The organism is Mycobacterium sp. THU-M104, assembly GCF_049197365.1.
In the GTDB taxonomy this organism is placed as follows: Bacteria; Actinomycetota; Actinomycetes; order Mycobacteriales; family Mycobacteriaceae; genus Mycobacterium.
Genome location: NZ_JBMIOP010000084.1, coordinates 1 through 26,867 on the forward strand (window position 1 = coordinate 1; position 26,867 = coordinate 26,867).

Annotated in this window: 24 protein-coding genes and 2 pseudogenes; 2 read left to right on the plus strand and 24 right to left on the minus strand. The window is 69.2% G+C overall.

Annotated elements, in window-relative coordinates; translation table 11 throughout:
- Both ACOJVU_RS07985 and ACOJVU_RS07990 read left to right on the plus strand, forming a co-directional pair.
- Window positions 1–359: pseudogene (locus ACOJVU_RS07985) on the plus strand (DUF58 domain-containing protein); the annotation flags it as partial.
- Between the two features lie 7 nt (window positions 360–366).
- A complete protein-coding gene (locus ACOJVU_RS07990) occupies window positions 367–1,038 on the plus strand; it encodes a hypothetical protein (protein ID WP_421529278.1) in 672 nt (223 codons plus the stop codon).
- Between the two features lie 49 nt (window positions 1,039–1,087).
- Here ACOJVU_RS07990 and nuoN read toward each other — a convergent pair whose 3' ends face one another.
- From nuoN to ACOJVU_RS08110, 24 genes and pseudogenes are all read right to left on the minus strand, one after another.
- On the minus strand, window positions 1,088–2,683 hold the full coding sequence (gene nuoN, locus ACOJVU_RS07995; RefSeq protein ID WP_421529306.1) for an NADH-quinone oxidoreductase subunit NuoN: 1,596 nt from the start codon (window positions 2,681–2,683) through the stop codon (window positions 1,088–1,090).
- Window positions 2,683–4,257: an NADH-quinone oxidoreductase subunit M gene (locus ACOJVU_RS08000; RefSeq protein WP_421529279.1), complete on the minus strand. Its 1,575-nt coding sequence runs from the start codon at window positions 4,255–4,257 to the stop codon at window positions 2,683–2,685. The genes nuoN and ACOJVU_RS08000 overlap by 1 nt, the downstream gene beginning before the upstream one ends.
- An 11-nt stretch (window positions 4,258–4,268) precedes the next feature.
- Window positions 4,269–6,170, minus strand: coding sequence for an NADH-quinone oxidoreductase subunit L (gene nuoL, locus ACOJVU_RS08005; protein WP_421529280.1), 1,902 nt, complete (start codon window positions 6,168–6,170; stop codon window positions 4,269–4,271).
- A 10-nt stretch (window positions 6,171–6,180) separates the two neighbouring features.
- The gene (gene nuoK, locus ACOJVU_RS08010; RefSeq protein WP_076245354.1) at window positions 6,181–6,480 is read right to left on the minus strand and encodes an NADH-quinone oxidoreductase subunit NuoK; all 300 of its coding nucleotides are present in this window, start codon (window positions 6,478–6,480) and stop codon (window positions 6,181–6,183) included.
- Window positions 6,477–7,256 carry an NADH-quinone oxidoreductase subunit J gene (locus ACOJVU_RS08015; protein ID WP_421529307.1) on the minus strand — a complete coding sequence of 260 codons (780 nt, stop codon included), beginning with the start codon at window positions 7,254–7,256 and terminating at the stop codon, window positions 6,477–6,479. Before ACOJVU_RS08015 ends, nuoK begins: the two co-directional genes overlap by 4 nt.
- 17 nt (window positions 7,257–7,273) lie before the next feature.
- A complete protein-coding gene (gene nuoI, locus ACOJVU_RS08020; protein WP_421529281.1) occupies window positions 7,274–7,834 on the minus strand; it encodes an NADH-quinone oxidoreductase subunit NuoI in 561 nt (186 codons plus the stop codon).
- Window positions 7,827–9,110 carry an NADH-quinone oxidoreductase subunit NuoH gene (nuoH, locus tag ACOJVU_RS08025; RefSeq protein WP_421529308.1) on the minus strand — a complete coding sequence of 428 codons (1,284 nt, stop codon included), beginning with the start codon at window positions 9,108–9,110 and terminating at the stop codon, window positions 7,827–7,829. The genes nuoI and nuoH overlap by 8 nt, the downstream gene beginning before the upstream one ends.
- 2 nt (window positions 9,111–9,112) lie before the next feature.
- Window positions 9,113–11,554: an NADH-quinone oxidoreductase subunit G gene (locus ACOJVU_RS08030; RefSeq protein WP_421529282.1), complete on the minus strand. Its 2,442-nt coding sequence runs from the start codon at window positions 11,552–11,554 to the stop codon at window positions 9,113–9,115.
- 7 nt (window positions 11,555–11,561) lie between these two features.
- Window positions 11,562–12,890 carry an NADH-quinone oxidoreductase subunit NuoF gene (gene nuoF, locus ACOJVU_RS08035; RefSeq protein WP_421529283.1) on the minus strand — a complete coding sequence of 443 codons (1,329 nt, stop codon included), beginning with the start codon at window positions 12,888–12,890 and terminating at the stop codon, window positions 11,562–11,564.
- Entirely contained in the window at window positions 12,887–13,648 is a 762-nt protein-coding gene (gene nuoE / locus ACOJVU_RS08040) for an NADH-quinone oxidoreductase subunit NuoE (protein WP_421529284.1), read from the minus strand. Before nuoE ends, nuoF begins: the two co-directional genes overlap by 4 nt.
- Window positions 13,645–14,973, minus strand: a complete 1,329-nt coding sequence (gene nuoD, locus ACOJVU_RS08045; protein WP_421529285.1) for an NADH dehydrogenase (quinone) subunit D — start codon at window positions 14,971–14,973, stop codon at window positions 13,645–13,647. The genes nuoE and nuoD overlap by 4 nt, the downstream gene beginning before the upstream one ends.
- A complete protein-coding gene (locus ACOJVU_RS08050; RefSeq protein WP_421529286.1) occupies window positions 14,973–15,680 on the minus strand; it encodes an NADH-quinone oxidoreductase subunit C in 708 nt (235 codons plus the stop codon). Before ACOJVU_RS08050 ends, nuoD begins: the two co-directional genes overlap by 1 nt.
- Window positions 15,677–16,231 (minus strand): NuoB/complex I 20 kDa subunit family protein, encoded by a 555-nt coding sequence (locus ACOJVU_RS08055; protein WP_421529287.1) that lies wholly within the window; start codon window positions 16,229–16,231, stop codon window positions 15,677–15,679. Before ACOJVU_RS08055 ends, ACOJVU_RS08050 begins: the two co-directional genes overlap by 4 nt.
- A gap of 28 nt (window positions 16,232–16,259) precedes the next feature.
- Window positions 16,260–16,628, minus strand: coding sequence for an NADH-quinone oxidoreductase subunit A (locus ACOJVU_RS08060; RefSeq protein ID WP_421529288.1), 369 nt, complete (start codon window positions 16,626–16,628; stop codon window positions 16,260–16,262).
- A 364-nt stretch (window positions 16,629–16,992) separates the two neighbouring features.
- On the minus strand, window positions 16,993–17,406 hold the full coding sequence (locus tag ACOJVU_RS08065) for a hypothetical protein (RefSeq protein ID WP_421529289.1): 414 nt from the start codon (window positions 17,404–17,406) through the stop codon (window positions 16,993–16,995).
- 304 nt (window positions 17,407–17,710) lie between these two features.
- Window positions 17,711–18,064 (minus strand): DUF6285 domain-containing protein, encoded by a 354-nt coding sequence (locus ACOJVU_RS08070; protein WP_421529290.1) that lies wholly within the window; start codon window positions 18,062–18,064, stop codon window positions 17,711–17,713.
- Window positions 18,061–19,065, minus strand: coding sequence for a phosphotransferase family protein (locus tag ACOJVU_RS08075; RefSeq protein WP_421529291.1), 1,005 nt, complete (start codon window positions 19,063–19,065; stop codon window positions 18,061–18,063). The genes ACOJVU_RS08070 and ACOJVU_RS08075 overlap by 4 nt, the downstream gene beginning before the upstream one ends.
- Entirely contained in the window at window positions 19,062–20,300 is a 1,239-nt protein-coding gene (locus tag ACOJVU_RS08080) for an acyl-CoA dehydrogenase family protein (RefSeq protein ID WP_421529292.1), read from the minus strand. Before ACOJVU_RS08080 ends, ACOJVU_RS08075 begins: the two co-directional genes overlap by 4 nt.
- A gap of 65 nt (window positions 20,301–20,365) precedes the next feature.
- The gene (locus ACOJVU_RS08085) at window positions 20,366–21,280 is read right to left on the minus strand and encodes a hydroxymethylglutaryl-CoA lyase (RefSeq protein WP_421529293.1); all 915 of its coding nucleotides are present in this window, start codon (window positions 21,278–21,280) and stop codon (window positions 20,366–20,368) included.
- Window positions 21,277–22,479 (minus strand): CaiB/BaiF CoA transferase family protein, encoded by a 1,203-nt coding sequence (locus ACOJVU_RS08090; RefSeq protein WP_421529294.1) that lies wholly within the window; start codon window positions 22,477–22,479, stop codon window positions 21,277–21,279. The genes ACOJVU_RS08085 and ACOJVU_RS08090 overlap by 4 nt, the downstream gene beginning before the upstream one ends.
- A pseudogene (locus ACOJVU_RS08095) lies at window positions 22,479–22,888 on the minus strand (alpha/beta hydrolase family protein); the annotation flags it as partial. The pseudogene ACOJVU_RS08095 and the gene ACOJVU_RS08090, both read right to left, overlap by 1 nt.
- A 113-nt stretch (window positions 22,889–23,001) precedes the next feature.
- The gene (locus ACOJVU_RS08100) at window positions 23,002–23,973 is read right to left on the minus strand and encodes an NADPH:quinone oxidoreductase family protein (protein WP_421529295.1); all 972 of its coding nucleotides are present in this window, start codon (window positions 23,971–23,973) and stop codon (window positions 23,002–23,004) included.
- 185 nt (window positions 23,974–24,158) lie between these two features.
- Complete coding sequence (locus tag ACOJVU_RS08105) at window positions 24,159–25,364, minus strand: acyl-CoA dehydrogenase family protein (RefSeq protein ID WP_421529296.1); 1,206 nt, start codon at window positions 25,362–25,364, stop codon at window positions 24,159–24,161.
- A gap of 58 nt (window positions 25,365–25,422) precedes the next feature.
- Window positions 25,423–26,823, minus strand: a complete 1,401-nt coding sequence (locus ACOJVU_RS08110; protein ID WP_421529297.1) for an acyl-CoA dehydrogenase family protein — start codon at window positions 26,821–26,823, stop codon at window positions 25,423–25,425.
- Between the last annotated feature and the right edge of the window lie 44 nt (window positions 26,824–26,867).

The window sequence follows — 26,867 nt, forward strand, 5'->3', positions numbered from 1 at the left end:
CGCCGCCGCAGTCGACGCCGATCCCGCAGACCGAGTTGCTCGACCGCCTGGGCTCCCACCTGACCCGGTATGCCGGCCCGGGCGTCGAATACGCCGACGTCCGGGCTTACGTGCCGGGCGACCAATTGCGGGCGGTGAACTGGCCGGTGAGTGCGCGCCGCCGGGCGCTGCATGTGACGAAACGGCTGACCGACCGCGCCGCCGACATGGTGGTGCTGATCGACACCTGTCGTCAGCCGGCCGGCCCGGCGACCAAGGCCGCCGAACGGACCGTACGCGGAGCGGCCCAGGTGGTGCAGACCGCGCTGCGGCACGGTGATCGCGCCGGGATCGTCGCACTGGGCGGCAACGCTTGCCGTGTTGCTCGTGGTCGTCACGATCGCGGTGTCCGGGCCACCGCCCGTACCCGTTGGCCTGGCGGGGCTGTGCGCCGCGGCGTATTTGGTGTCGCGTCACGCCGCCGGCGCGTCGGCGGCCGTCGTCATCGGCAGCAGGGCCACATGGGTTTCCGCCCTGTGCTTCACGTCGGTCGGGTTGGTTGCGGTGTCGTTCCCGTTGCAGTTGCAGTTGCAGTTGCAGTGTCGTTCCCGTTGCAGTTGCCGTGGCTGCCGCTGCTCGCGCCGCCGGGTGCGTTGGCGACGTTCGTGCTGGCCGCGCGGCCGTTCACGTAGCAACTTCGGTGTCGTCAACGTCGGCGACGCCATCGGCTTCTTCAACTCCGGCCACGGCAACGTCGGTTTCGGCAACAGCGGCTCCCAGGACTTCGGGCTGTTCAATGCCGGCTCCAACGACATGGGTGCCTTCAACGCGGGCGGCTCCAACGATGGCATGGCCAACGCGGGTTCGTACAACGCCGGCGGATTCGACGCGGGCGGTGCGATCGGCGCGAACAACTCCGGCGACGGCAACTCGGCCACCAACGGCCTGACCCGCCCGACCTACACCTCCGGTGTCGGGACCTCCGGCGACGACAGTTCCGGCCTTTTCAACCTCGACGGACACGGCCCCGACTCTTCGACGGCGGCCAAGGAACTCTGAAGCCGACTTGCCCTTCAGGGCATTTGGGGCAGCAGCTTCAGCGCAGGCTTCAGTGCAGCAGGTGGGCGGCGTGATCAGCCAGGTCCAGCAGCGGCTGCGGGAAGATTCCCAGCGCCACGGTGACCACCACGCAGACGGCGATCGCGGCCTTGCTGAGGATGCCGGGAGCGACCACGTGGGCCGTGTCGCCGGTCGCCTCGGCGAAGAACATCGAAACGATCACGCGCACATAGAAATACGCCGCCACCCCGCTGGCGATCACACCGACGACCACCAGCGGCGCCGCCCCACCCTGGGCGGCGGCCCGGAACACGGCGAGCTTGCTGACGAATCCGCTCGTCAGCGGGATACCGGCGAAGGCCAGCAGCAAAATCGAGAACGTCGCTCCTACGAGGGGTGAGCGCCGCCCGAGCCCGGCCCAGTGGGTCACGGTGGCATCCTCGACGCCGTCGGTGTCGCGGACCAGGCCCACGACGGCGAATGCCCCCATCGTGCTGAAGCTGTACGCGAGCAGGTAGAACAACGTGGCCGAGAGCCCCGACTGGTTGTCGGCGATGACACCGGTGAGGATGAATCCCACATGGGCGACCGACGAGTAGGCCAGCAGCCGCTTGACGTCGGTCTGGTTCACCGCGGTGATCGTGCCCACCGCCATGGTGAGGATGGAGATCGTCCACAACACCGGGCGCCACTGGTCGTGCAGCGGCGGCAGCGCCACGTAGACCACCCGCAGCAGCGCGCCGAACGCCGCGACCTTGGTTGCCGCCGCCATGAATCCGGTGACCGGGGTGGGGGCGCCCTGGTAGACGTCGGGAATCCAGGAGTGGAAGGGGACCGCGCCGACCTTGAACAGCAAGCCGACGGAGAGCAGCGCGACACCGACCAGCGCCATCGACGTATCGCCGTGGGCGCCAAGCGCTGTGCGGATACCGGGCAGCAGCAGCGTGCCGGTCGCGCCGTAGATCAGCGCCACGCCGTAGAGGAAGAACGCCGACGAGAAAGCGCCCAGCAGGAAGTATTTCATCGCCGACTCCTGCGACAGCAGTCGGCGATGACGGGCCAGCCCACAGATCAGGTACAGAGGCAGCGACAGCACTTCCAGCGCGACGAACATGGTCAGCAGGTCGTTGGACGCGGGGAACACCATCATGCCGCCGACCGACAGCATCGTCAGCGGGAAAAGTTCCGTCTGTGCGGCCCCGGCCCGCTCCGCCTCGATCTCGGCGTCGCTGCCGGGCACCGCGAAGGCCTGCGGGGTGAACGAATCCAGGCCGACCGCCCGTGAAGCGCCCCCTGAAACTCCCAGGGCCACCGTGCTTACCGCCTTGGTCTGCGTGCGTTCGGCCATGAAGACGACCGCCAGCACGGCCACCAGCAGCACCGTGCCCTGCAGGTACAGCGCAGTGCGGTCGACGGCCATCGCGCCGAGCACCGCGGCGCGCCCGCACGGGCACACCGAGCGGCTCACCACGACGACCGCGACGAACGCCGCGACCAAACCGCCGAGAGCAAGGCTCACCTGGGCGCCGTAGCGGAACCTGCGCGGCACGAACGCCTCGGCCAGCACGCCGGCCACCGCGACGCCGAACACGATGAGCATCGGGCTCAGCAGGAAGTACTCGATGCTGGGGGAGGGGAGCAGGATCATCGATGCGGTCCTTCGGCTGTGCGGGGTAGACCGGTGCCCGGGGGCACGCTCGGCGCGGGATCGTGCTGGCCGATGGTGGTCATCGTGTTGGCGACGGCCGGGTTGATCAACTCCAGCACCGGCTTGGGGTAGACCCCGAGACCGATCAGCAGCGCGATCAACGGGGTCACGACGAGCAGTTCACGCGGCTTGAGGTCGGTGATCTTCTCGTTGCCCGCTGCCACCGGTCCGGTCATCACCCGCTGGTAGAGCCACAGCATGTAGACGGCCGCCAGGACCAGTGCGGTGACCCCGAACGCGCCGGCCAGCCAGTACCGGTTGAAAGTGCCCAGCAGGACCAGGAATTCGCTGACGAACGGCGCCAGCCCGGGCAGCGACAGGGTGGCCATGCCGGCCACCAGGAAGGTGCCCGCCAGCACCGGCGCCACCTTCTGCACCCCCCCGTAGTCGGCGATCAACCGGCTTCCGCGCCGCGTCACCAGGAACCCGGCGATCAGGAACACCGCCGCCGTCGACAGGCCGTGGTTGAGCATGTACAGCGTCGACCCGCTCTGGCCCTGGCTGGTCATCACGAAGATGCCCGCGATGATGAACCCGAAGTGCGAGATCGAGGTGTAGGCGATCAGGCGCATCATGTCTTTCTGGCCGATCGCCACGACGGCGCCGTAGATGACGCCGACGATGGCCAACGTCACGATCAGCGGCCGGAAATACGCCGAGGCATCGGGAAACAGTTGCAGGCAGTAGCGCAGCATGCCGAAAGTGCCGACCTTGTCCATCACCGCCGTGATCAACACCGCGGCCGCGGGCGTGGCCTCCACACAGGCGTCGGGCAGCCACCGGTGGAACGGCCACAGCGGCGCCTTGATCGAGAAGGCGAACATGAAGCCTGCGAACAGCGTCTTGAGCACTGCGGGATCGGCGCCCAGGCGCCCGTTCTGCACCGCGTCGACGATGGTCCGGAAGTCGAAGGTGCCCGCACCGTGCTGCGCGGTCACCACGTACAACCCGATCACCGCGGCCAGCATGATCAGCCCGCCGAACAGGTTGTACAGCAGGAACTTCACCGCGGCGCGGGAGCGGCCCGAACCCTGACCGAAGCCGCCGATCAGGAAGTACATCGGGATCAGCATGGCCTCGAAGAACACGTAGAACAGCAACACGTCCAGGGCGATCACCGAGACCAGCACCATCGATTCGATCGCCAGCGTAAGCGCCACGTAGGCGTGCGCGCCGCGGCTGCGTTCGCCACCGTCGTTCCAGCCGGCCACCTGCAGCACCGGAATCAGCACGACGGTCAGCAGCACCAGCACCACGGCGATGCCGTCCACGCCCAGGGTGTAGCCGGCGCCGAACGACGGGATCCACGAACGGCTTTCGACGAACTGGTACGCGGCGCCCCCGGGCTTGAAACCCGCGGTGACCACGAGCGCCACCGCCAGCGTCAGCAGGCCGAAGGTCAGGCCGACCCACTTGGCGAGCTGCCGCAGCCCGGGTGGCAGCAGGATGACCAGCGCGGCACCCGCCAGCGGCACCAGCCACAGAATGCTCAGCCAGGGGACATTACCCATCCAAGCCCCGTTCACCAGAACCTCACCGCCAGGATCAGGGCGACCACCAGCGTGGTGCCCGCCAGCATGGACAATGCGTAGTTGCGCGCGTACCCGGTCTGCAGTCCCCGCAGTCGGTTCGACGTCGCGCTCACCAGCGCCGCGAGGGCGTTGACCGAGCCGTCCACACCCGCATCGTCGAATTCGGTCAGCGCGTGCGTCAGCTGGGCGCCGGGGCGCATGAACACCTCCTCGTTGAAGGCATCGCCGTAGAGGTCGGCGCGCGCGGCCGTCGTCGCCGGGGAGACCGACAGCGGGGCCACCCGCGGGATCGCCAACCTGCCGTACTTGGCGTAGGCCACCGCGATGCCGACGGCGACGACGGTCAAGGTCACGCTGGTGGTGGCCCAGGCAGGTAGGGCGTGGGCCGTCCCTTCGTGCGCGCCGACGACCGGTTCGAGCCAGTGCTGCAGGGTGCCGCCGATGGCCAGCAGGCCGCCGGCGAACACCGAGCCGAAGGCGAGCAGGATCATCGGCCACGTCATCAGCGGCGGCGCCTCGTGCGGATGAGCGCCCGGCGCCCAGCGCTTTTCGCCGAAGAAGGTCATCAGCATGACCCGCGTCATGTAGAACGCGGTGACCCCCGCGCCCAGCAGCGCGGTGCCGCCCAGCACGTATCCGCGGATCCCGCCGGAGTCCAGCGCCGCCTCGATGATGGGGTCCTTGGAGAAGAAGCCCGAAAACGGCGGCACACCGATGATCGCGAGGTAGGCGAACCCGAACGTGGCGAAGGTGACCGGCAAGGCGGCGCGCAGCCCGCCGTAGCGGCGCATGTTCTGCTCCTCGTTCATCCCGTGGATCACCGCACCGGAGCCCAGGAACAACCCGGCCTTGAAGAACCCGTGGGTCAACAGGTGCATGATCGCGAACGCGTAGCCGGCCGGGCCCAGGCCGCCCGCCAGCACCATGTAGCCGATCTGGCTCATCGTGGAGGCGGCCAGGGCGCGTTTGATGTCGTCTTTGGCGCAGCCGATGATCGCGCCCAGCATCAACGTGACGGCGCCGACGACGACCACCGCCAGCTGCGCCCCGGGCGCCAGGTTGTACAGCGGGTTGGATCGCACGATCAGGTACACCCCGGCGGTCACCATGGTGGCGGCGTGGATCAGCGCAGACACCGGGGTGGGGCCCTCCATCGCGTCGCCCAACCAGGCCTGCAGCGGGACCTGCGCGGACTTGGCGCACGCGCCCAGCAGCAACAGCAACCCTATCGCGTTCAGCGTGCCGGAGCCCGCGGCCGGCGCGGCGGCGAACACGCCCGCATAAGACAGCGTCCCGAAAGTGCCGAACATCAGGAACATTCCCAGCGCGAGGCCGGCGTCGCCGACCCGGTTCATCACGAATGCCTTCTTGGCCGCCGTGGCCGCCGTCGGCTTGTGGTACCAGAAGCCGATCAGCAGGTAGGAAGCCAGGCCGACGCCCTCCCAGCCGACGTAGAGCACGACGTAGTTGTCGGCGACCACCAGCAGCAGCATCGAGGCCAGGAACAGGTTGAGGTAACCGAAAAAGCGGCGGCGGTCCGGGTCCTCGGCCATGTAGGCGACCGAGTAGATGTGGATCAGCGAGCCGACCCCGGTGATCAGCAGCACGAAACACATGGACAGTTGGTCGATCTGGATCCCGAGGTCGACCTGCAGCTGGTTGACCGGGATCCAGGTGTACAGCTTCTGGTGGATCGTGCGGTCGTCTGCGCTGCGTCCCAGCAGGTCGGCCAGCAGGGTGGCGCCCACCCCGAACGAGGCGAGGGCCGCGGTGCAGCCCAGCCAGTGGCCCCACGCGTCGGTGCGCCGACCGCCGAACAGCAGGATCGCGGCACCCGCCAGCGGCAAGGCCACCAGCAGCCAGGAGTAGTGAGTCCCCAAGAGATTCGTCACGGTGGCGTTCTCAGCCTTTGAGTAGGTTCGCGTCGTCGACGGACGCCGATTTGCGGGCACGGAAAATCGTCATGATGATGGCCAGGCCGATCACGACCTCGCACGCGGCCACCACCATCGTGAAGAACGCGATCATCTGCCCGTCCAGGTGGCCGTGCATCCGGGCGAAGGTGACGAACGCCAGGTTGACGGCGTTGAGCATCAACTCGACGCACATGAACATCACGATGGCGTTGCGGCGCATCAGCACACCCGAGGCCCCGATGGTGAACAGCAGGGCCGAGAGGTACAGGTAGTTGGCCGGATTCACGACGCACCCCCTTGGGGCAGGCTCGGGCTCGCTTCCCGGGCGGGAAGCTGCGTGCCGTCGCCGGTGTGCCTGCGCAGGATCGGCGACACCGACATGTCCGAGTACGAACCGTCGGGCAGCAGCGCGGCGGTGTCGACGGCGTTGCGGCGTGCGAAGACGCCGGGGTTGGGCAGCGGCGTGGGATGCCCGCCGGGCCGGAAGCGTTCCTGCGAGAGCTCCCGTTGGGTCTTGCGGCGCTCGAACCGCTCCCGGTGCGCCAGCACCATCGCCCCGACGGCCGCGGTGATCAGCAGCGCGCTGGTCAGCTCGAAGGCCCACAGGTAACGCGAGAAGATCAGCGCCGCCAGGCCTTCCACGTTGCCGTTGGCGTTGGCGCTGCCCAGCCCGGCGAAGCTGCCCGTCGCCACGTGGCCGATCGCAGCGACCAGCAGGACGCCGAAGGCGACCCCGGTCACGACGGCCGCGACACGCTGCCCGCGCAGCGTCTCCTTCAGGGACTCGGCGGTGTCCACGCCGATCAGCATCAGCACGAACAGGAACAGCATCATCACCGCGCCCGTGTAGACCACGACCTGGACGACGCCGAGGAACAGCGCGTCCTGGACCATGTAGAACACCGCCAGGATGATCATCGTCATCGCCAGGAACATCGCCGAGTAGACGGCGTTGACGGCCAGCACCACCCCGAGCGCGCCGATCAACGCGAGCGCCCCCAGCAACCAGAACGTCACCGCTTCACCGGTGGAGGTGCGGACGATGGCGTCGGCGGCCAGCAGATGGACGGTGGACCCGGTCACCGGGATTCCCCGGCACTCTGGTGTTCGTGCAGGCCCTGCGCGGTCACGTTGCCCTGGTAGTAGTCCTTGTCGGTGGCGCCGGGGGTCCGGGGGTGCGGCGGCGCGAGCATGTCGGCCAGCAGCGGGGCCAGCAGCCGGTCCTTCTCGTAGATCAGGTCGGCGCGGTTGTCGTCGGCCATCTCGTAGTGGTTGGTCATCGTCAATGCCCTGGTCGGGCAGGCCTCGATGCACAGCCCGCAGCCGATGCAGCGCAGATAGTTGATCTGGTACACGCGGCCGTAGCGCTCACCGGGGGAGAACCGTTGCTCCTCGGTGTTGTCGGCGCCCTCGACGTAGATGGCGTCCGCGGGGCAGGCCCACGCACACAGTTCGCAGCCGATGCACTTCTCCAGGCCGTCGGCGTAGCGGTTGAGCTGGTGACGGCCGTGGTAGCGGGGCGCCACCGGCCCCGGCTTCTCGGGGTAGCCCTCAGTGACGCGCTTTTTGAACATCGCGGCGAACGTCACGCCGAATCCGGCTACGGCGTCTAAGAATCTGGCGTCCAGGAACTTAGCCACGTGCATTCTCCTTGCTCGCACCGATCGGGGTCGCCAGCGCTTTCATCGGCAGCGTCTTCGTCGGAAGCGGCGGCACCGGGAACGCCGACTCGAGGGCCGGGCCACCGCTACCTTTGGCGCGGCGGCGCAACTCGCGCTCCATCGCGCGTACCCCGGGATTGCTGAACGGTTTTCGCAACAGCGCCACCAGTACCGCGGCGAACACGACGCTGCTGACCACCAGCACCGGGGTCCAATGCGGGTAGCCCTGGTCGCGCAGCGTACGGATGAACGCCGCGATCAAGACCCACGCCAGCGAGGCCGGGATCAACAGTTTCCAGCCCAACGCCATGAACTGGTCGTAGCGCAGTCGGGGCAGGCTGGCGCGCAGCCACATGTAGATGAACAGGAAGGTCCACATCTTGGCGGTGAACCAGAGCACCGGCCACCATCCGGTGTCGGCGCCCGCCCACATGTTCAGCGGCCACGGCGCGTGCCAGCCGCCGAAGAACAGGGCCGTGGCGAGCGAGGAGACCGTCATCATGTTGACGTACTCGGCCAGCATGAACAGCGCGAACTTCAGCGAGGAGTACTCGGTGTGGAACCCTGCGACCAGTTCACCCTCGGCCTCGGGCAGATCGAATGGCGCACGGTTGGTTTCGCCGACCATCGAGATGAGATAGATGATGAATGACGGCAGCAGCAGGAACACATACCAGACCCGGTTCTGGGAGGCGACGATCTGCGACGTCGACATCGAACCGGCGTAGAGGAACACCGCCGCGAACGACAGTCCCATGGCGACCTCGTAGGAGATGACCTGGGCGGTCGAGCGGACCCCACCCAGCAACGGGTAGGTGGACCCCGATGCCCACCCGCCGAGCACGATGCCGTACACGCCGATCGCCGAGAGTCCCAGGATGAACAGCACCGCGACCGGAAGGTCGGTCAGCTGCAACGGCGTCCGGTGGCCGAACACCAACACCACCGGGCCGAACGGGATGAACGCGAAGGCGGTGAACGCCGGGATCGTCGAGATCGCCGGCGCCGCCATGTAGACGAACCAGTCGACACCCTTGGGGGTGATGCTTTCCTTGAGCGCCAGCTTGATCCCGTCGGCCAGGCTCTGCAGCACGCCCCACGGCCCCACCCGGTTGGGCCCGGGCCGCAGCTGCATCCAGCCCAGAATCTTGCGCTCCAGCAGGATCGCGACCAGCACGTTGAGCATGAGGAACACGAAGACGGCGAGCGCTTTGCCCAGCACCAGCCACCAGGTGTCGTGTCCGAAGGCGCTCAGGGTCATCGGGTCACTCCGATCTTCACGATGCTGCCCACCGTGACGCCCAGTTCCCGGTGCACCGCCGAGCCCGGCGAATTCAGCGGGAGCCACACCACCCGGTCGGGCATGTCGGTGACGCTCAGCGGCAGCGTGATCGAGCCGCGCGGCGTGCCGACCGTGACCGCTTCGCCGTCGGCGACGCCGATCTCGGCCGCCGTGCCGGCCGACAACCGCGCCACGGGTGTTCGCGCGGTACCGGCCAGGTGCGGCTCGCCGTCCTGCATCCGGCCGCCGTCCAGCAACATTCGCCAGCCGGTCAACACGGCTTGTCCTTTTTCCGGCCCAACACTGTCCGGCCCGCCACCGGACGCGGCGGGCTGCGGTGCCGCGATGTCGGGACCGGCGGCCCAGTTGCCGTCCCAGGTGCCCAGCCCGGCGAGTTCGGCGCGGGCGGCGTCGGCGGTCGAGAGCCCCAGATAGATGCCCATCTCGTCGGCCAGCGCGTCGAGCACCTGATGGTCGGACTGGGCGGCCTGTCGGGTGGTGCCGTGCAGCGCGGCGTCGAACGGGCGGTAGCGGCCCTCCCAGTTGACGAAGGCCCCGGCCTTCTGCGATGTCGGTGCGACCGGGAACACGATGTCGGCGCGCTCCGTGACGGCGCTGTGCCGCAGTTCCAGGCTGACCACGAACCCGGCGGCGTCCAGCGCAGCCAGTACCGCGTCGGGGTCGGCGAAGTCGTCGGGCTCGACACCGCCCACCACCAGCGCCGCCAGCGTCCCGTCGGCGGCGCCGGCCAGGATGCCGGCCACGTCACGCCCACCGGCGGACGGCAAGTCGGAGACGTGCCACGCCGCGGCGATCTGCGCGCGGGCGGTCTCGTCGTGCACTGGGCGGCCACCGGGCAGCAGGCCGGGCAACGCCCCGGCCTCCAGCGCGCCGCGCTCGCCGGCCCGCCGCGGCACCCACGCCAGCCGGGCCCCGGTGGCGTCGGCAAGCCGTGCGGCGGCCGACAGTCCGCCGGGCACCGCGGCCAGGCGCTCGCCGACCATGATGACCGCGCCAGGAGCCGACAGCAGCTCGCCCACCTCGCCGGTGGCCAGCCCGTCCAGCGCGGCCGGTTCGGCACCGGGAGCGGTCTGCAGCAGCCGGCCCGCCATCTTGTGCAGCGCGCGGGTCGCGAACGGCGCCACCGCGTAGACGGCGACGCCGCGCTTGCGGGCGGCCTTGCGCAGCCGCAGGAACACGATCGGCGACTCTTCTTCCGGCTCGAACCCGACCAGCAGCACCACCGGCGCCGATTCCAGATCGGAATAGCCGACGTCGCGCCGACCGGCGATCCGCGCCGCCAGGAAGGCGGCCTCCTCGGCCGAGTTCGGGCGGGCGCGGAAGTCGATATCGTTGCTTTCCAGCACGATTCGGGCGAACTTGGAGTACGCGTAGGCGTCTTCCAGGGTGGCCCGGCCGCCGACCAGCACACCGGTGCGCCCGCGGGCCGCATCGAGGCCCCGGATCGCCATGGTCATCGCGTGCGACCACGACACGGGTGCCAGCTCGCCGTCGTCGCCGCGGATCAGCGGGGTGGTGATCACGTCGGGTGCGGTCGCGTAGGTGAAAGCCCACCGGCCCTTGTCGCAGTTCCACTCCTCGTTGACCTCGGGGTCGTCGCCGGCCAACCGGCGCAGCACCTTGCCGCGGCGGTGGTCGGTGCGCTGCGCGCAGCCCGAGGCGCAGTGCTCGCAGACGCTGGGGCTGGAGACCAGGTCGAACGGGCGGGCCCGGAACCGGTAGGCCATCCCGGTCAGCGCCCCGACCGGGCAGATCTGCACGGTGTTGCCCGAAAAGTACGAGTCGAACGGCTCGCTGGCGTAGATGCCGACCTGCTGCAGCGCGCCCCGCTCCTGCATGTCGATGAACGGGTCGCCGGCGATCTGCTCGGAGAACCGGGTGCAGCGGGCGCACAGGATGCAGCGCTCCCGGTCCAGCAGCACCTGCGAGGAGATGTTGATCGGCTTGGCGAAGGTGCGCTTGACATCGGTGAAGCGAGAGTCGGTGCGGCCGTTGGACATCGCCTGGTTCTGCAGCGGGCACTCGCCGCCCTTGTCGCACATCGGGCAGTCCAGCGGATGGTTGATCAGCAGCAGTTCCATCACGCCGTGCTGGGCCTTGTCGGCGACCGCGGAGGTCAGCTGGGTGTGTACCACCATGTCGTCGGTGGCCACCGTGGTGCACGACGCCATCGGCTTGCGTTGCCCCTCGACCTCGACCAGGCACTGCCGGCACGCGCCGACAGGGTCGAGCAGCGGGTGGTCGCAGAAGCGCGGGATCTGGATGCCCATCAGCTCGGCTGCGCGGATCACCAGCGTGCCCTTGGGCACGCTGATCTCGTTGCCGTCGATGGTCAGTGTCACCATCTCGGGTCGGCTCACCTCGCCGCCGGTCTCAGGTTTGGCCGCAGCCGTCATGTGACGGTCATACCTTTCCGTTGGGGTTCAGCATCGAGTCTTTGGGGTCGAACGGGCACCCGCCGCCTTCGACGTGGGCGATGTACTCGTCCCGGAAGTGCTGGATCGACGACATCACCGGGCTGGCGGCGCCATCGCCCAACGCGCAGAACGCCCTTCCCAGGATCGCGTCGGAGATGTCGAGCAGCTTGTCGATGTCCTCGGGTGTGCCTCCACCCGTCTCGAGCCGCTCGTAGATCTGATCCAGCCAGAAGGTGCCCTCCCGGCACGGCGTGCACTTCCCGCACGACTCGTGCTTGTAGAACTCCGTCCAGCGGCGAACGGCGCGCACCACGCAGGTGGTCTCGTCGAAGATCTCCAGCGCCTTGGTGCCCAGCATCGAGCCCACCGCGCCCACGCCCTCGTAGTCCAGCGGCACGTCGAGGTGCTCGTCGGTGAGCAGTGGGGTCGAGGATCCGCCGGGGGTCCAGAACTTGAGTCGGTGCCCGGCCCGCACCCCGCCGGCGTAGGCCAGCAGCTCGCGCAGCGTGATGCCCAGCGGGGCCTCGTACTGGCCCGGGCGGGTGACGTGACCGGACAGCGAGTACAGGGTGAAGCCGGGCGATTTCTCGCTGCCCATCGACCGGAACCAGTCGACGCCGCCCAGCATGATCGGCGGCACGCTCGCGATCGATTCGACGTTGTTGATCACGGTGGGGCAGCCGTAGAGCCCGGCCACGGCGGGAAACGGCGGCCGCAGCCGCGGCTGGCCGCGCCGGCCCTCCAGCGAGTCCAGCAGCGCCGTCTCCTCACCGCAGATGTACGCGCCCGCCCCGGCGTGCACCACCAGCTCCAGGTCGAAGCCCGAGCCGTCGATGTCGCGGCCCAGGTAGCCGGCGGCGTAGGCCTCGGCCACCGCGTTCTGCAGGCGGCGCAGCACCGGCAGCACCTCCCCGCGCACGTAGATGAACGCGTGGTGGGCCCGGATCGCGTACGACGCGATGATGACGCCCTCGACCAGCATGTGCGGCGTCGCCAGCATCAGCGGCATGTCCTTGCACGTCCCGGGTTCGGACTCGTCGGCGTTGACCACCAGGTAGTGCGGCTTGGCGCCCGCCCCGGAGTCGCCCTGCGGAATGAACGACCACTTGGTGCCGGTCGAGAAGCCCGCGCCGCCGCGCCCGCGCAGCCCGGAGTCCTTGACGGTGGCGATCACCGCATCCGGATCCATCGCCAGGGCCTTCTTCATCCCCTGATAGCCGTCGTGGCGAAGATAGGTCTGCAGCGTCCACGACTCCGGGTCGTCCCAGAAGCGGCTGATGACCGGGGTCAGCGGAGTTGCCTGAGACGTCGTCATGACTGCGCCTCCGGACGCGGCGGGGTGTCCATGCCCAGTTCCCGGGCCACCTTCAGGCCGGCCAGCGTCGCGGCACCGGCGCCGCCCTGCCCCTGGTCGGGCCGCTCGTCGGGCAGGCCGGCCAGGATGCGCGAGGTCTCCCGGAAGGCGCACAGCGGGGCGCCGCGGGTCGGCGGTTTGGGTGTGCGCGAGCGCAGCGAGTCGACGAGTTCGCGCGCCGACTCGGGTGTCTGGTTGTCGAAGAACTCCCAGTTGACCATCACCACCGGGGCGAAGTCGCAGGCGGCGTTGCATTCGATGTGCTGCAGCGTGACCGACCCGTCGTCCGTCGTCTCGTCGTTGCCGATGCCCAGGTGCTCTTTGAGGCTCTCGAAGATCGCGTCCCCGCCCATGACGGCGCACAGCGTGTTGGTGCAGACCCCGACGAGGTAGTCGCCGGTGGGGCCGCGGCGGTACATCGTGTAGAAGCTCGCCACCGCCGACACCTCGGCCCCGGTCAGTCCGAGCTGCTCACCGCAGAATTCGAGACCTGCGGGCGTCAGGTAGGAGTCCTGAGCCTGCATCAGGTGCAGCAGCGGCAGCAGTGCTGAACGCTTGTCGGGGTAGCGGCCGATGATCTCCTTGGCGTCGACCTCCAGGCGTGCCCGCACCTCCGGCGGGTAGGACTGCGGCGCGCCCTCGACCACGAACTGGTTGGGTTCGGTTGGCGGCGGTCCGAGCCGGATGAACACCCGCTCGCCCTCATTCGGCTCCGTCATCGGTCCACCCCGCCCATCACCGGGTCGATGCTGGCCACCGCGGTGATCAGGTCGGCGACCATCCCGCCCTCGCACATTGCGGCGACCGACTGCAGATTGGTGAACGACGGGTCCCGGTAGTGCACCCGATAGGGGCGGGTGCCGCCGTCGCTGACCATGTGCACCCCCAGCTCGCCCCGCGGCGATTCGACCGCGCTGTAGACCTGGCCCGCCGGCACCCGGATGCCCTCGGTGACGAGCTTGAAGTGGTGGATCAGCGACTCCATCGAGCCGGTCATGATCTTGGCGATGTGCTCTTCTGAGTTGCCCATGCCGTCGGGGCCCACCTTCAGATCGGCCGGCCAGGCGATCTTGCGGTCCTCGACCATCGTCGGACCCGGCCGCAGCTTGTCCAAACACTGCTCCACGATCTTCATCGACTCCCACATCTCTTTCACGCGAATGATGTAGCGACCGTAGGCGTCACACGTATCGGCGGTGATCACGTCGAATTCGTAGTTCTCGTATCCGCAGTAGGGGTCGCTCTTGCGCACGTCCAGGGGCAAGCCGGTGGACCGCAGGATCGGGCCGGTGATCCCCAGCGCCATGCACCCCGTCAGGTCCAGGTAGCCGACGCCCTCCGTGCGGGCCTTCCAGATGGCGTTCTCGTTGAGCAGAGCGCCCATCTCGCGCAGCGGATCGCGCAACTCCTCGAGCGCGCGCGCGACCTCGTCGGCCCCGTTGGGCGGGAGGTCCTGCGCCACGCCACCGGGACGAATGTAGGCGTTGTTCATGCGCAGGCCGGAGATCGACTCGAAGAGTTTGAGCACGATCTCGCGGCCCCGGAAGCCGACGAACATCGGGGTCATCGCGCCCAGCTCCATACCGCCGGTGGCCAGGGCGACCAGATGCGAGGAGATCCGGTTGAGTTCCATCATCATCACCCGGATGACGCTGGCCCGCTCCGGGATCTGATCGGTGATGCCGAGCAGCTTCTCCACGCCCAAGCAGTAGGCGGCCTCGTTGAAAAGCGGCGACAGATAATCCATCCGGGTCACGAAGGTGACGCCCTGGGTCCAGTAGCGGTACTCGAGGTTCTTCTCGATCCCGGTGTGCAGGTAGCCGATTCCGCAGCGGACCTCGGTGACGGTCTCGCCCTCGATCTCCAGGATCAGCCGCAGCACCCCGTGGGTGGACGGGTGCTGGGGCCCCATGTTGACGACGATGCGCTCACCGGGGTCCGCCTTGCGGGCCGCGTCGACGACCTGCTCCCAGTCCTGGCCACCGGCGACCAGGACAGCCCCCCCGGCGTCATTGCCCTCGTGCGCCGTTGACGTATCGGCCATCAGTTGTAGCCCCTCCGCTCGTCGGGCGGGGGTATCTGTGCTCCCTTGTACTGCACCGGGACTCCGCCGAGCGGGTAGTCCTTGCGCTGCGGGTGCCCCTGCCAGTCGTCGGGCATCTCGATGCGGGTCAGCGACGGGTGCCCGTCGAAGACGATGCCGAAGAAGTCGTAGGTCTCCCGTTCGTGCCAGTCGTTGGTCGGGTAGACCGCGTACAGCGACGGGATATGCGGATCGCTATCGGGCACAGCCACTTCCAGGCGCACGCGGCGGCCGTGGGTGATCGACTGCAGGTGGTAGACAGCGTGCAGTTCGCGACCCGCCTCATGCGGGTAGTGCACGCCGCTGACCCCCAGGCACATCTCGAACCGCAGTTCGGGTTCGTCGCGCAATCGCTGGGCGACCTGCGGCAGGAACTCCCGGCGCACGTGCAACGTCAGCTCGTCGCGGTCCACGACGACCTTCTCGATCGCGTCGCCGAATTCGACACCGGCGCGCCCCAGCGCCTCGGCCAGCCGGTCGGCGACGTCGTCGAAGTAGCCCCCGTAGGGCCGGGAACTGCTACCCGGCAGCGTGACCTCGCGCACCAGCCGGCCGTACCCGGAGGTGTCGCCGGTGCCCGAGGCCCCGAACATGCCGCGGCGGACGTCGATCAGTTCCTCGTCGGCGCGGGCCACCGCCTGCTGCGGGTCCTGGTCTGATGAGCTCATCGCAGCAGCCCGCGCATCTCGAGGGTGGGCCTAGCTGCCAGCGCCGCCGCTTCGGCCTCGGCGATGGCGTGTTCGCGGTTGACGCCGAGCGGCATCTGCTGAATCTTCTCGTGCAGCTTGAGGATTGCGTGCAGGAGCATCTCCGGGCGCGGGGGGCAGCCGGGCAGGTAGATGTCGACCGGGACCACGTGGTCGACGCCCTGCACGATCGCGTAGTTGTTGAACATCCCGCCCGACGACGCGCACACGCCCATCGAAAGGACCCATTTCGGCTCGGCCATCTGGTCGTAGATCTGGCGCAGCACGGGTGCCATCTTCTGGCTGACCCGCCCGGCCACGATCATCAGATCGGCCTGACGCGGTGTCGCCGAGAACCGCTCCATGCCGAACCGTGCGATGTCGAACCGTGGCCCAGCCGTCGCCATCATCTCGATTGCGCAGCAGGCCAACCCGAACGTCGCCGGCCACAGTGAGCCCTTGCGCACGTAGCCCGCGACCTTCTCGACAGTGGACAGCAGAATCCCACCGGGCAGCTGTTCTTCCAGGCCCACGCGTCCTACCTCGATCCTATGTCGGTTCTCAATCCCACGTCAGGCCCCCGCGGCGCCACACGTAGGCGTAGGCCACGAACACCGTGAGCATGAACACGACCATTTCGGCCAGCGCGAACGTCCCCAGTGCGTCATAGCTGACCGCCCAGGGATACAGGAACACGATCTCGATGTCGAAGACGATGAACAGCATCGCGGTCAGGTAGTACTTCACCGGGAATCGCTGGCCGGCCGTCGTGTGCGCGGTGTCGTCGGTGGGCTCGATCCCGCACTCGTAGGCCTCCAGCTTCGACCGGTTGTACCGTGACGGGCCAACCAGACTCGCGATCACCACCGAGCCCACGGCAAACGCGGCGGCGATGGCTCCCAGTACCAGGATGGGTAGGTAGACGTTCAACTCGCTCCATGATCCGTCGTACGGGCCGCCTTCGAAACCGCATGGGCGGCGGCCGAGCGGTGGCCGGGCTGCTGCGACCGTCGGGTTTTTCTGGAGTCGCAGTGAACTACAACATAGCGCCGCGGCGGCCGGAGCGCTTGCCCGGGGTGGGCTATCAGATCGGTTGCCCGGTGCGTGACCGAGAGAAGGATCCGTCCGCTGGGAAACCGCAGATCGTCGGCCTGGGACGTCGCCCGCGCTGATCGAGCATGGTGGTCCGCGGACCGTTGCCGCGACCGCAACCGGCCGGTCGGGGACCGGGCTCACGCGGCCAGCCAACCGGTGGCCCACGCCCCGGGCACGGCAACCTGGTGCGGTGAACCGACTAGCGCGCGGGCGTGCGGAGTAGGCCCAGTACTGTGCGGCCCAGCACGATGGGGTCGATGGGATGCGGCACCACGGCTTCGGCACGCGACCACTTGGCCAGCCAGGCGTCGTCGGGACGGCCGGTGAGCACGACGATGGGCGGGCAGGTGTCCAGTTCGTCCTTGAGTTGTTTGGCGATTCCCATGCCGCCCGTCGGCGCCGCCTCCCCGTCGAGGATGGCGAGATCGATCCCGCCTTCGTCCATCCGCTGGACGACGATGGCGCCGGTCGCCACCTCCACGTAGTTCAGCTCGGGCAGATCCGGGTGCAGGTGCCGCCCCAACGCCTGGATCACCTCCCGGCGCGTGTCGGCGTTGTCGCTGTAGACGAGAACGCGCAGGGCGACGGTGGAGTCGGGGTTCGAGACGGGCACGAGCAGATGGTACTGCGGCGCCGCCGGGCCGACCGGGCTACCCGCGCGAAGACGGGGTCATGGCGAACTTGTTTCAGCACGTGGCGGCACCCGCGTTGACGCATGCGCCGGCGGTATTCGTCGGCCGGCCGTGTTGATGTGGCCATCCCCAAGCGTTGGGTGAAACGCGCGCCGCGTCGTGCGCGTCGGCCGCTGATGCGGTGGGTGATCGGGAGTCGGACACGATCCGATCGGGGTGGCGGTCAACCCCAACCCGGGCGCGGGCCGCGGGCGGGGAATCCGCGGCCGCGGGGTTGAACGGCTGCTATCGGGTGTCGCCGTCCGGCTCGTCGTAGCCGGGGTGGGCGACCGCGAGCCGGCGCCGGACCAGGGTGCGCAGGCAGGCGGTGAGCTCCTCGGCGCGCCCGTCCAGGTCGCCGGCCCGGATCGCGGTGGCGAGCTCCTCCTCGTCGCCGTAGCCCAGGCGGGCCAGCGCCGCGTTGCTTTCCGCCTCGCTCTCGTCGAGCAGTTCCCGCTCGACGATGCGCAACGCGTTGGCGGCCACGCGGGCCTGGAAGTTGACCTGGCCGGTCGTGGCTTCCCGGACGTCGGATTCGAGGAACTCGGCGACCGCGGCGACGAGTTCGGCCGCCAGCGGGCGGCCGTAGGCGCCGATCACGGGGCAACCTTCGACTGCGGGCCCTCGAGCAGGTCGAGCAGGTCCCATTCGGTCTCGCAGACGCGACGGCCGATCGTCGCCAGCTCCACCGAACGGTTCCGGCCGCTCAGATGCCGCTCGGCCTGGTAGCGGCAGATGACACCCCAGCGCAGCGTCGCCAGCACCTGCCACCAGTGCAGCGCCACCCGGTCGACGCTGGTCCCGCCGGCCTCCTCGTAGGCCGCCAGGAAGCTCTCGACGCTGCCCAGGCCCCCGGCGCCCAGGCTGGCCGGGGCGCCGAACCGCCAGGCCCGGATGCAGAACCAGGCCAGGTCTTCGTAGGCCTGCCCGGCGTGCACCAGTTCCCAGTCGAGGACCGCGGCCAGGTCGGCGCCGTTGACGATGAGGTTTCCCATCCGGAAGTCGCCGTGCACCAGGACCCGCGCCGAGGGTCGGGGCCGGCGGGCGGCCAGCCACCGGAACGCCCATTCGAACGTGGCGGTGGTGTCGCCCATCGCGTCGAGTCGCTCGCGCCACTGAGCGAGTGGGTCCTCCGGGTTCAGCCCGGGCAGGTCGGGGTCGGCCCGGTGGATGGCGGCCAGCGCCCGCGCGCACTGGCGGAGCAGCCCGGTGCGGGCCTCGTACCCGCGGCCGCCGGCGTCGAGCTGCCGCTGGATCCGCCGCACGATGGTCTCGCCGGCGACGGTATCGCAGATGAGAAACGGATTCCCCAGTGCGGCAACAGAATCATCGGCGATCAGGACGTGGGGGACCGGTGCGCCGGCCGCGGCCGCCGCGGCCTGCGCGCGGGCCTCGAGCTCCATGCCGGCGTGCACGTCGTCGGGGGGACCGATGCGCAAGATCAGCGCCCGGCGCTCGCCGCCCGTGACGGCGTCGAACGCCCAGGTGGTGCGGCTGGCGCCGCCGGTCAGCGTGCGCAGATTCTCGACGGCGGTGCCGGCGCCGAGGACGCCCGCGAGAACCTCGGTCAGCCTGCCGGGCAGCTCCGGTACGGCCGTCACTTCTGACCGAACTTGAACAGCCGCTGCGCTACTCGGCGGATCTGGATCTCCTCGGCGCCCTCGGTGATCCGGTAGCGGCGGTGGTGGCGGTAGATGTGCTCGAAGGGTTCGTGGCGGCTGTACCCGAGGCCGCCGAAGACCTGCATGGCGCGGTCGGCGGCGTCGCAGACCAGCCGGTTGGCGCGGTAGTTGGCCATCGAGACCTTGTCGGAGACCTCCATGTGGTGATCGCGATCCAGGTGCCAGGCGGCGTACTGCACGAGCAGCCGCACCATTTGTGCTTCGGTCGCCAACTCGGCCAGCGGCCACTGCACGGCCTGGTTGACCGCCAGGGGCTTACCGAACACCGTGCGCTGCCCGGCGTACGCGGCGGCGCGGTCGATGCAGTACTGTGCGGCGCCCAGGCTGCTCGCCGCTTGCCGGATCCGGTTTTCGTGCAGGAAGGTCTGGGCGACGTCCAGGCCGCGATCCACCTCGCCGAGCACCGCGTCGGCGGGCACCCGCACGTCGGTCAGTTCGACTTCGCCGTGGTCGGTGGGCATGTTGAACGTCCACCAGTAGTACGGGACGTTGAATCCCGGCGCGTCGGTGGGAACCAGGAACGCGGTGATACCTCGGGCCTGTCCCGCCTCCCCGGAAGTCCGGGCGAAGACCAGGTCGTGGGTGGCGCGGTGCACGCCGGTGTTGAACCGCTTGGCGCCGTTGATCACCCAGCCGTCCCCGTCGGGTTCGGCACGGGTCTCCAGCCAGGTCGCATCCGAGCCGTGCCGCGGTTCGGTCAACCCGAACGCCAGGGAGCGTTCCCCGGTGATCAGCGCCTCGGACCACAGCTGCCGCTGCTCGTCGGTGCCGAACCGCTCCATCATGATCACCTGCGGGAAGTTCCCGACGATCGACGACTCGTTTTGCAGGTCGTTGTGCAGCCCGAGACCCTTGTGCGCCAAATGTTCCCGGATCACCGCCATGTCGAGGTTGGTGCCGTCGCGTCCGCCTACCGAAGCGGGCAAACCGTAGCGCAGCCAGCCTGCCTGGTCGGCCCGTCGGCGCATCTCGGCGAGCAGCTCCTCCCATTCGCGCGTCGGGATGCCGTCGTTGTCCCAGTCGGTGCGGGCGTGCTCGCGGCGCTTGTCGAAATACTGGATGTGATCGCGTTCCAGCGGCGTGATCTCGGCCTCGACGAATGCGTCCATCTCGGCAAGCAGCGCCGGAAGATGCTCGGGGAGAGTAAAATCCATGCTGGTCTCCTTACGTGGCCGCGCGGCCGGCTCGATGGCAGCCCGGGTCTGTCGGCCTTGGGTGGTCAGGTTCGCTGCGGGTACCGGTTCCGGATCCGGTCGCCGGCGCGCACCAGCGCGCTCGGCAGGTCATGGCCGACAACCGCTTTCGCGACGCCGGCGGCGGCGATGGCGGCCCGCAGGTCCACGTCGACGGTGATGCCGCTGTCGGTCAGCAGGTACACCAGATCCTCGGTGGCGATGTTGCCGGTGGCGCCCGGCGCGAACGGGCAGCCGCCCAGCCCGCCGGCCGAGGCGTCCAGGCGGGTGAGGCCGGCCTGCACCGCCGCGTAGGCGCTGGCCAGCCCCGCGCCGCGGGTGTTGTGGAAGTGTCCGCCCAGCGGCAGGTCGCCGATCACCGGCTGTAGTTGGGCGATCAGCGAACTCACCCGTCCCGGGGTGGTGGTGCCGATCGTGTCGGCGATGCAGAACCGGTCGGCCCCCCGCTCGCGGGCGGCCGCGGCGATCTCGAGGACCTGCTGCGGCGGGGTGGGGCCCTCGAACGGGCAGTCCCACGCGGTCGCCACGATGACCTCCACGCTGACGCCCCCGTCATGGGCGATGGCGACAATATCGTCGATCTGAGCGGTGGACTCGGCGGCGGACCGCCCGACGTTGGCCCGGCTGAAGGCGTCGCTGGCCGCCACCACGTATTCGATCGATCGCAGTCCCGCCGCGACGGCCCGTCTGGCGCCGTTCGGGCTGGCGACCAGGGCGGAGAACGCGATGTCGGGGTAGGCGCGCAGGTGTGTGGCCAGTTCGGCGGCATCGGCCATCGACGGCACCTTCGACGGTGAGACGAACGCCGTCGCCTCCACCTCGCGGACGCCCGTGGCGGCCACCGCGGCCAGCAGGTCGAGCTTGGCCGACAGCGGGATCGGCTTCTCGATCTGCAGGCCGTCGCGCAGTGCGACCTCGCGGATGTCGACGTGGGGCGTCACAGCACCCCCTCGGCCCGAAGCTCCGCGAGCTCCGCGGGCGTCTTGCCCAGCAGCCCGATGTAGACGTCGTCGTTGTGTTGTCCCGGCCGGGCCGGGCCCGCGTTGCGGACGCCGCCGGGCGACTCGGAGAGCACCGGCACGACGCCCGGGCCCAGCACCGTGCGCCGCAGCCGCTCGTCGTAGTGCTCGACCAGCATGTCGCGGGCGCGCAGCTGCGGATCGTGCACCACCTCCGCGACGGTGTTGATCGGACCGGCGATCACCCCTGCGGCGGAAAGGGTTTCGATGACCTCGCCGGCGTCGCGCTGTGCGGCCCAGTCGCCGATGATCGCGTCGAGCTCGTCCTGGTTGCGCCCGCGGGCCACGTGGGTGGCGAACCTGTCTTCTCCTGCCAGCTCCGGGCGGCCCATCGCCGTGCACAGCCGGGCGAAGACGGTGTCCTGGTTGGCGGCGATCACCACCCAGGAGCCGTCCGCGGTGCGGTAGATGTTGGACGGTGCGATGCCGTCCAGCCGGGTGCCCGACGGTCCGCGCACCACCCCGCCGACGTCGTAGTCCGCAATGGTGGATTCCTGTACAGCCAAACAGGATTCGGTCAGTGCGACGTCGACGACCTGGCCGCGCCCGGTGACGCCGCGGCGGTACAGGGCGGCCAGCGCGCCCTGGGCGCCGAACATGCCGGCCAGGCTGTCGCCCAGCGAGAGCGCGAGGCGGGGCGGCGGTCCGCCGGGGAAACCGTTGAGGTGCCGCAGCCCGGAGGCGGCCTCGGCGACCGAGGCGTATCCGGGCTTGTGCGCGTCGGGCCCGGTCTGCCCGTACCCGGAGACCCGGACCAGGATGACCCCCGGGTTGGTTGCGCTGAGCACGTCATAGCCCAGCGCCCACTTCTCCAGGGTGCCCGGCCGGAAGTTCTCCACCACGATGTCGGATTCCTCGACGAGGTCGAGGAACAGCTCTCTGCCGCGCGGGCGGCGCAGGTCCAGTGTGACGGCCCGCTTGTTGCGCGCGTGCACCGTCCAGAAGACGTGCTGCCCGTCAACCTCGGCCTGGCCCCAGGTGCGCAGCGGGTCCGGCGCGCCGGGGAGTTCCACCTTGATGACGTCGGCGCCCATGTCTCCCAGCAGGCGCCCGGCGAACGGTCCGGCGATCAAGGTGCCCAGTTCGAGCACCCGGATGCCGTCGAGCGGCCCAGCCGCCATCAGGGTCTCGCGAAATCGTGGCGGACCAGCCGGTCGGTGACGATGTCGGCAGCAGCGCGCAGCTTGTCGCGCTGGTCGGGACCCGCGTAATAGTGGGTTGTGCCGGGAATTTCGTGCATCTCCTTGTCGTGGTGGTCATCGCGCCCGATCGCATCGAACAGCCGTCGGGTGTGGCAGGGCGTGCAGGTGTCGTCGGCCAGATTACCGATCACCAGCGCCGGGACGGCGATGTCCCGCCCGCACGCCAGCCCGTCGCCGCGGGCGTCGTCGTAACTCCACTGTGACAGCCGGCCCCGCAACGCGGCGAAGCGGGCTAGCCCAGGGCTGGCCCGACGTGCTCAATGTTCACCACGCGGGGGTCGCCCAGGTCGCAGGTTCCCGGGCCGCGTTCGTTGGGGTCGACCGTCGGCGGATCGTCGTGGCCGCGAGACATAAACCATCGCGCACTGCTGCGGCGTGTCTTCGCCGACGTTTACGTGTCGAGCAATAAGGCCGGCGCCTGTGCCCTCACCGCGGCGGGCATCAGTCCCGGACGCGCAGAACGACTTTCCCCTTGGCGGTGCGGTTCTCCAGCGACGCGACGGCGGCGGCGGCCTGCTCGAGTGGGTAGACCACCGGGTCCGGCGGGGTCAGCCGCCCGGAGCTGAGTAGTTCCTCGAGGCCACCCCACTGCTCGGCCAGCGCGTTGGGGTGAGTGCCGGCCCAGGCGCCCCACCCGACACCTACGACGTCGATGTTGTTGAGCAGCAGGCGGTTCACCTTCACCGTGGGAATCTCGCCACCGGTGAACCCGATGACCAGCAGCCGTCCCCCCGGCGCGAGCGAGCGCAACGAGTCGGTGAACCTGTCGCCGCCGACCGGGTCGACGACGACGTCGGCCCCGCGCCCGTCGGTCAACTCCTTGACCGCGTTCTTGAAGCCCTCGGCCAGCACCACGTCCGTCGCGCCGGCGGCGGTGGCAATCTCCGACTTCTCCGGCGTGCTGACCACCGCGATGGTGCGTGACGCCCCGAGCACCGGCGCCAGGCGCAGCGCCGAGGTCCCGATGCCCCCGGCCGCGCCGTGCACCAGGACCGTGTCGCCGTGGGCCAGCCGGCCGCGGACCGTCAGCGCGAAGTACACCGTCAGGTCGTTGAACAGCAGGCCGGCGCCCGCCTCGAAGCTGACGTTGTCGGGCAGCCTGAACACCCGGTCCGGCGACAGCACCGCGATCTCGGCCATGCCGCCGGACAGCATCGTCAGGCCGACCACCCGGTCGCCGGCGCGCACGTGGGCGCCCTCGGGCGCCGATCGCACCACCCCGGCGATCTCGGCGCCCAGCACGAACGGCGGCTCCGGCCGGTACTGATAGAGGCCTCGGGACAGCAGCGCGTCGGGGAACGCGACCCCGGCGGCGTGCACGTCGACGACGACACCGTCGCCTCGTGGTTCCTGGGCCTCGCCCACCTCGATGGCCTCCGGGCCGTCCAGGCGGGTCACTTGTGCTGCGCGCATGCCACCTCCATCGTCGTAGCCGACAGCCTACGTCCGGCTCAGACGCCGCCGGCGACCCGCACCACCGGTCGGCCGGTGTGCGCGCCGGCCCGACGCCGGCCCGGAGGTTTCGCCGAACGTGCACACAGTGCGAAAATTCGGTCGAAATGTCGCCATGGTTACACGCTGGGCGCGACGCGTTGACGCTACTTGAGCTCGGCCGACGACAGTCCCAGCAGGCGGCGGGCGACCACCAGCTGCTGGATCTGCTGGGTGCCCTCGAAGATGTCGAGGATCTTGGAGTCGCGCGCCCACTTCTCCAGCAGCGTTTGCTCGGAATACCCGGTGGTGCCGGCCAATTCGACCGTCTTGCAGGTGATGTCGGTGGCCACCCGGCCGGCCTTGGCCTTGCTCATCGAGGCCTCTTTGGAGTTGGGGATGTTGTTGTCGGCCTGCCATGCCGCGCGCAGGGACAGCAGGTAGCTGGCCTCCCAGTCGGCTTCCATGCGCAGGAACTCGGCCGCCGCGGCACTCTGGACGTGCGACGGCCTGTCGTAGGAGATCTCCACCCCGGCCTGGGTGAGAATCTTGCGGATCTCCTCCAGCGCGGCGCGGGCGACCCCGACGGCCATGGCCGCCACGATCGGGCGGGTGTTGTCGAAGGTCTCCATCACCCCGGAAAACCCTTTGCCCACTTCGATTTCCGGAGTTCCCAAGAGGTTTTCCTTCGGGATCCGGACGTTGTCGAAGCGGATCGCCGCGGTGTCGGAGCCCTTGATGCCGAGCTTGTGCTCGAGTCGCTCGACCGTGACGCCGGGATGTTCGCGCGGGACCACGAACGACTTGATCGCCGCGCGGCCCGCCGACTTGTCCAGCGTGGCCCACACCACGATGTGGGTGGCACGCGAACCGGCCGTGACATAGATCTTTTCGCCGTTGATGACGTACTCGTCGCCGTCCAGCCTGGCGGTGGTGGACACGGCCGCCGAATCCGACCCGAAGTCCGGTTCGGTGATCGCCATCGCCGCCCACACCTTGCCCAGGCGTTCCAGCTGCTCGTCGGTGGCGACCGCGGAGATGGCCGCGTTGCCCAGCCCCTGATAGGGGACCGAGAGCATCATCGCCAGATCGCCCCAGCTGGCCTCCAGGGTCTGCAGCAGTGCGGCCATGTTGGCGCCGTTGTGGTTGGTGTCGTGCCGTTCCGCCCCGTCGCGCAGCGCGCCCGCTGCGGCGAAGGCCATCGCGGAGGAGGCGCCCTCGAACAGGCTGAAGAGCGTGTCGAGTTCGACCGGGTAGGCATGCTCGTTGAGGTCGTATTTGCGCGCGATCGGCCGCATCAACTCGGCGGCGCCCTGATGTGTGGTGTCCATCACCGCTTGCAGTTTGCGCGGAAGCTCCAAATTGATTGCCATGGGTGAACTTTCGGGTTGAACTTTCGGATCGGGGTGGACTAGCGATTCAAGACGGGGCTCAGATGACGACGACGCCCTCGGCGACGCCGATGGCCCGCAGGTCGCGGTACCAGCGCTCGACCGGGTGCTCTTTGGTGTAGCCGTGGCCGCCGAGCAGTTGCACACCGTCCAGACCTATCTGCATGGCCTTGTCGGCGCCGAGCCGCTTGGCCAGCGCCGCCTCCCGGGTGAAGCTGAGGCCCTGTTCGGCCCGTGCGGCGCCGCGCCAGGTGATCAAGCGCAGACCGTCGAGTTCGATGGCGATGTTGGCGCACATGAACGCAACAGCCTGACGGTGGGCGATCGGCTCGCCGAAGGCGTGGCGTTCCTTGACGTAGGGCACCACATAATCAAGCACAGCGTGCGCGGTCCCCACGGCCAGCGCCGCCCAGCCCAGCCGTGTCAGCGCCAGCGCTTCGGAGTAGTCGTCGTCGCCGGCTTCGTCCTCGCCGAGCCTGGCGTTCAGCGGCACCGACACCCCGCAGAATTCGACCTGGCCGAGTGCCGCCGCGCGGATCCCCATGCTCGGATCCGCTTTGACGGCCACGCCCGCACAGGACGATTCGACGATGAACAAGGCGGGCTTGCCGTTCAGTTGCGCCCCGACGATGAACAGCTCGGCGTCGGACGCGGCGGGCACCAGTGACTTCACGCCGTCGAGCCGGTATCCGCTGGGCGTGCGCAGCGCCGTCATCCGCAACCGGGTGGGGTCGAACAGCGGGTGGGGTTCGGCGATGGCGACGCAGGCCTGCGGGACGTTCTCGCCGGCGAACTCGGGTAGGTAGGTGGCCTGCTGTTCGGCGCTGCCCCAGTGGGTCAGCGCCGATGCCACGCCGCCCGGGGCCAGAATCGGCAACGCCAGGCCCATGTCACCGTAGGCGAGCGCCTCGGCCACCAGCACGTTGGTCACGCTGGAGCGGTGCGCGGCGGCGCCGTCGAAGTCCTCGGGAATGTTGATCGCTGTGATACCCAGTTCGGCGGCCTTGGCGATCAGGTCGGGCGGGTAGGTGGCGGCCTCGTCGGCGTCGCGTGCGGCCGGCCGCAGGATCTCTTCGGCGAATTCCCCGACCGTTTCGACGATCAGTTTCTGGTCCTCGTCGGGCGTCAGGTCGAAATAGTCCTTGCCGCTGGACTTCAGTCGGGTCGGTCCGCTGCGCAGCTTCGCGACCCTGGTGAACTGGCGGGAAGCCGCCGCGCTGGTGGAGAAGATCGTCTTGGCGCCGTAGCGCAGGCCGCGGTTGAGCGGGCCGCGCAGGCGGTACTTGTCCAGGAAGTCCTGGCCGACGAGCGGGGTGATCAGCGCGATCGCGACGTCGATAGCGGACCGCCGGTGCGGTTGCATGCCCACGCCGCTGATGCCGCCGCCCCGTGTGGGTCTGCGGGATGAACTGGAGCTCGAACCGGAACGGGTTGCGGTCATGTCGGCGGCTTCTGTCGTCGGGAAGTGAATACTTTATCTTACTC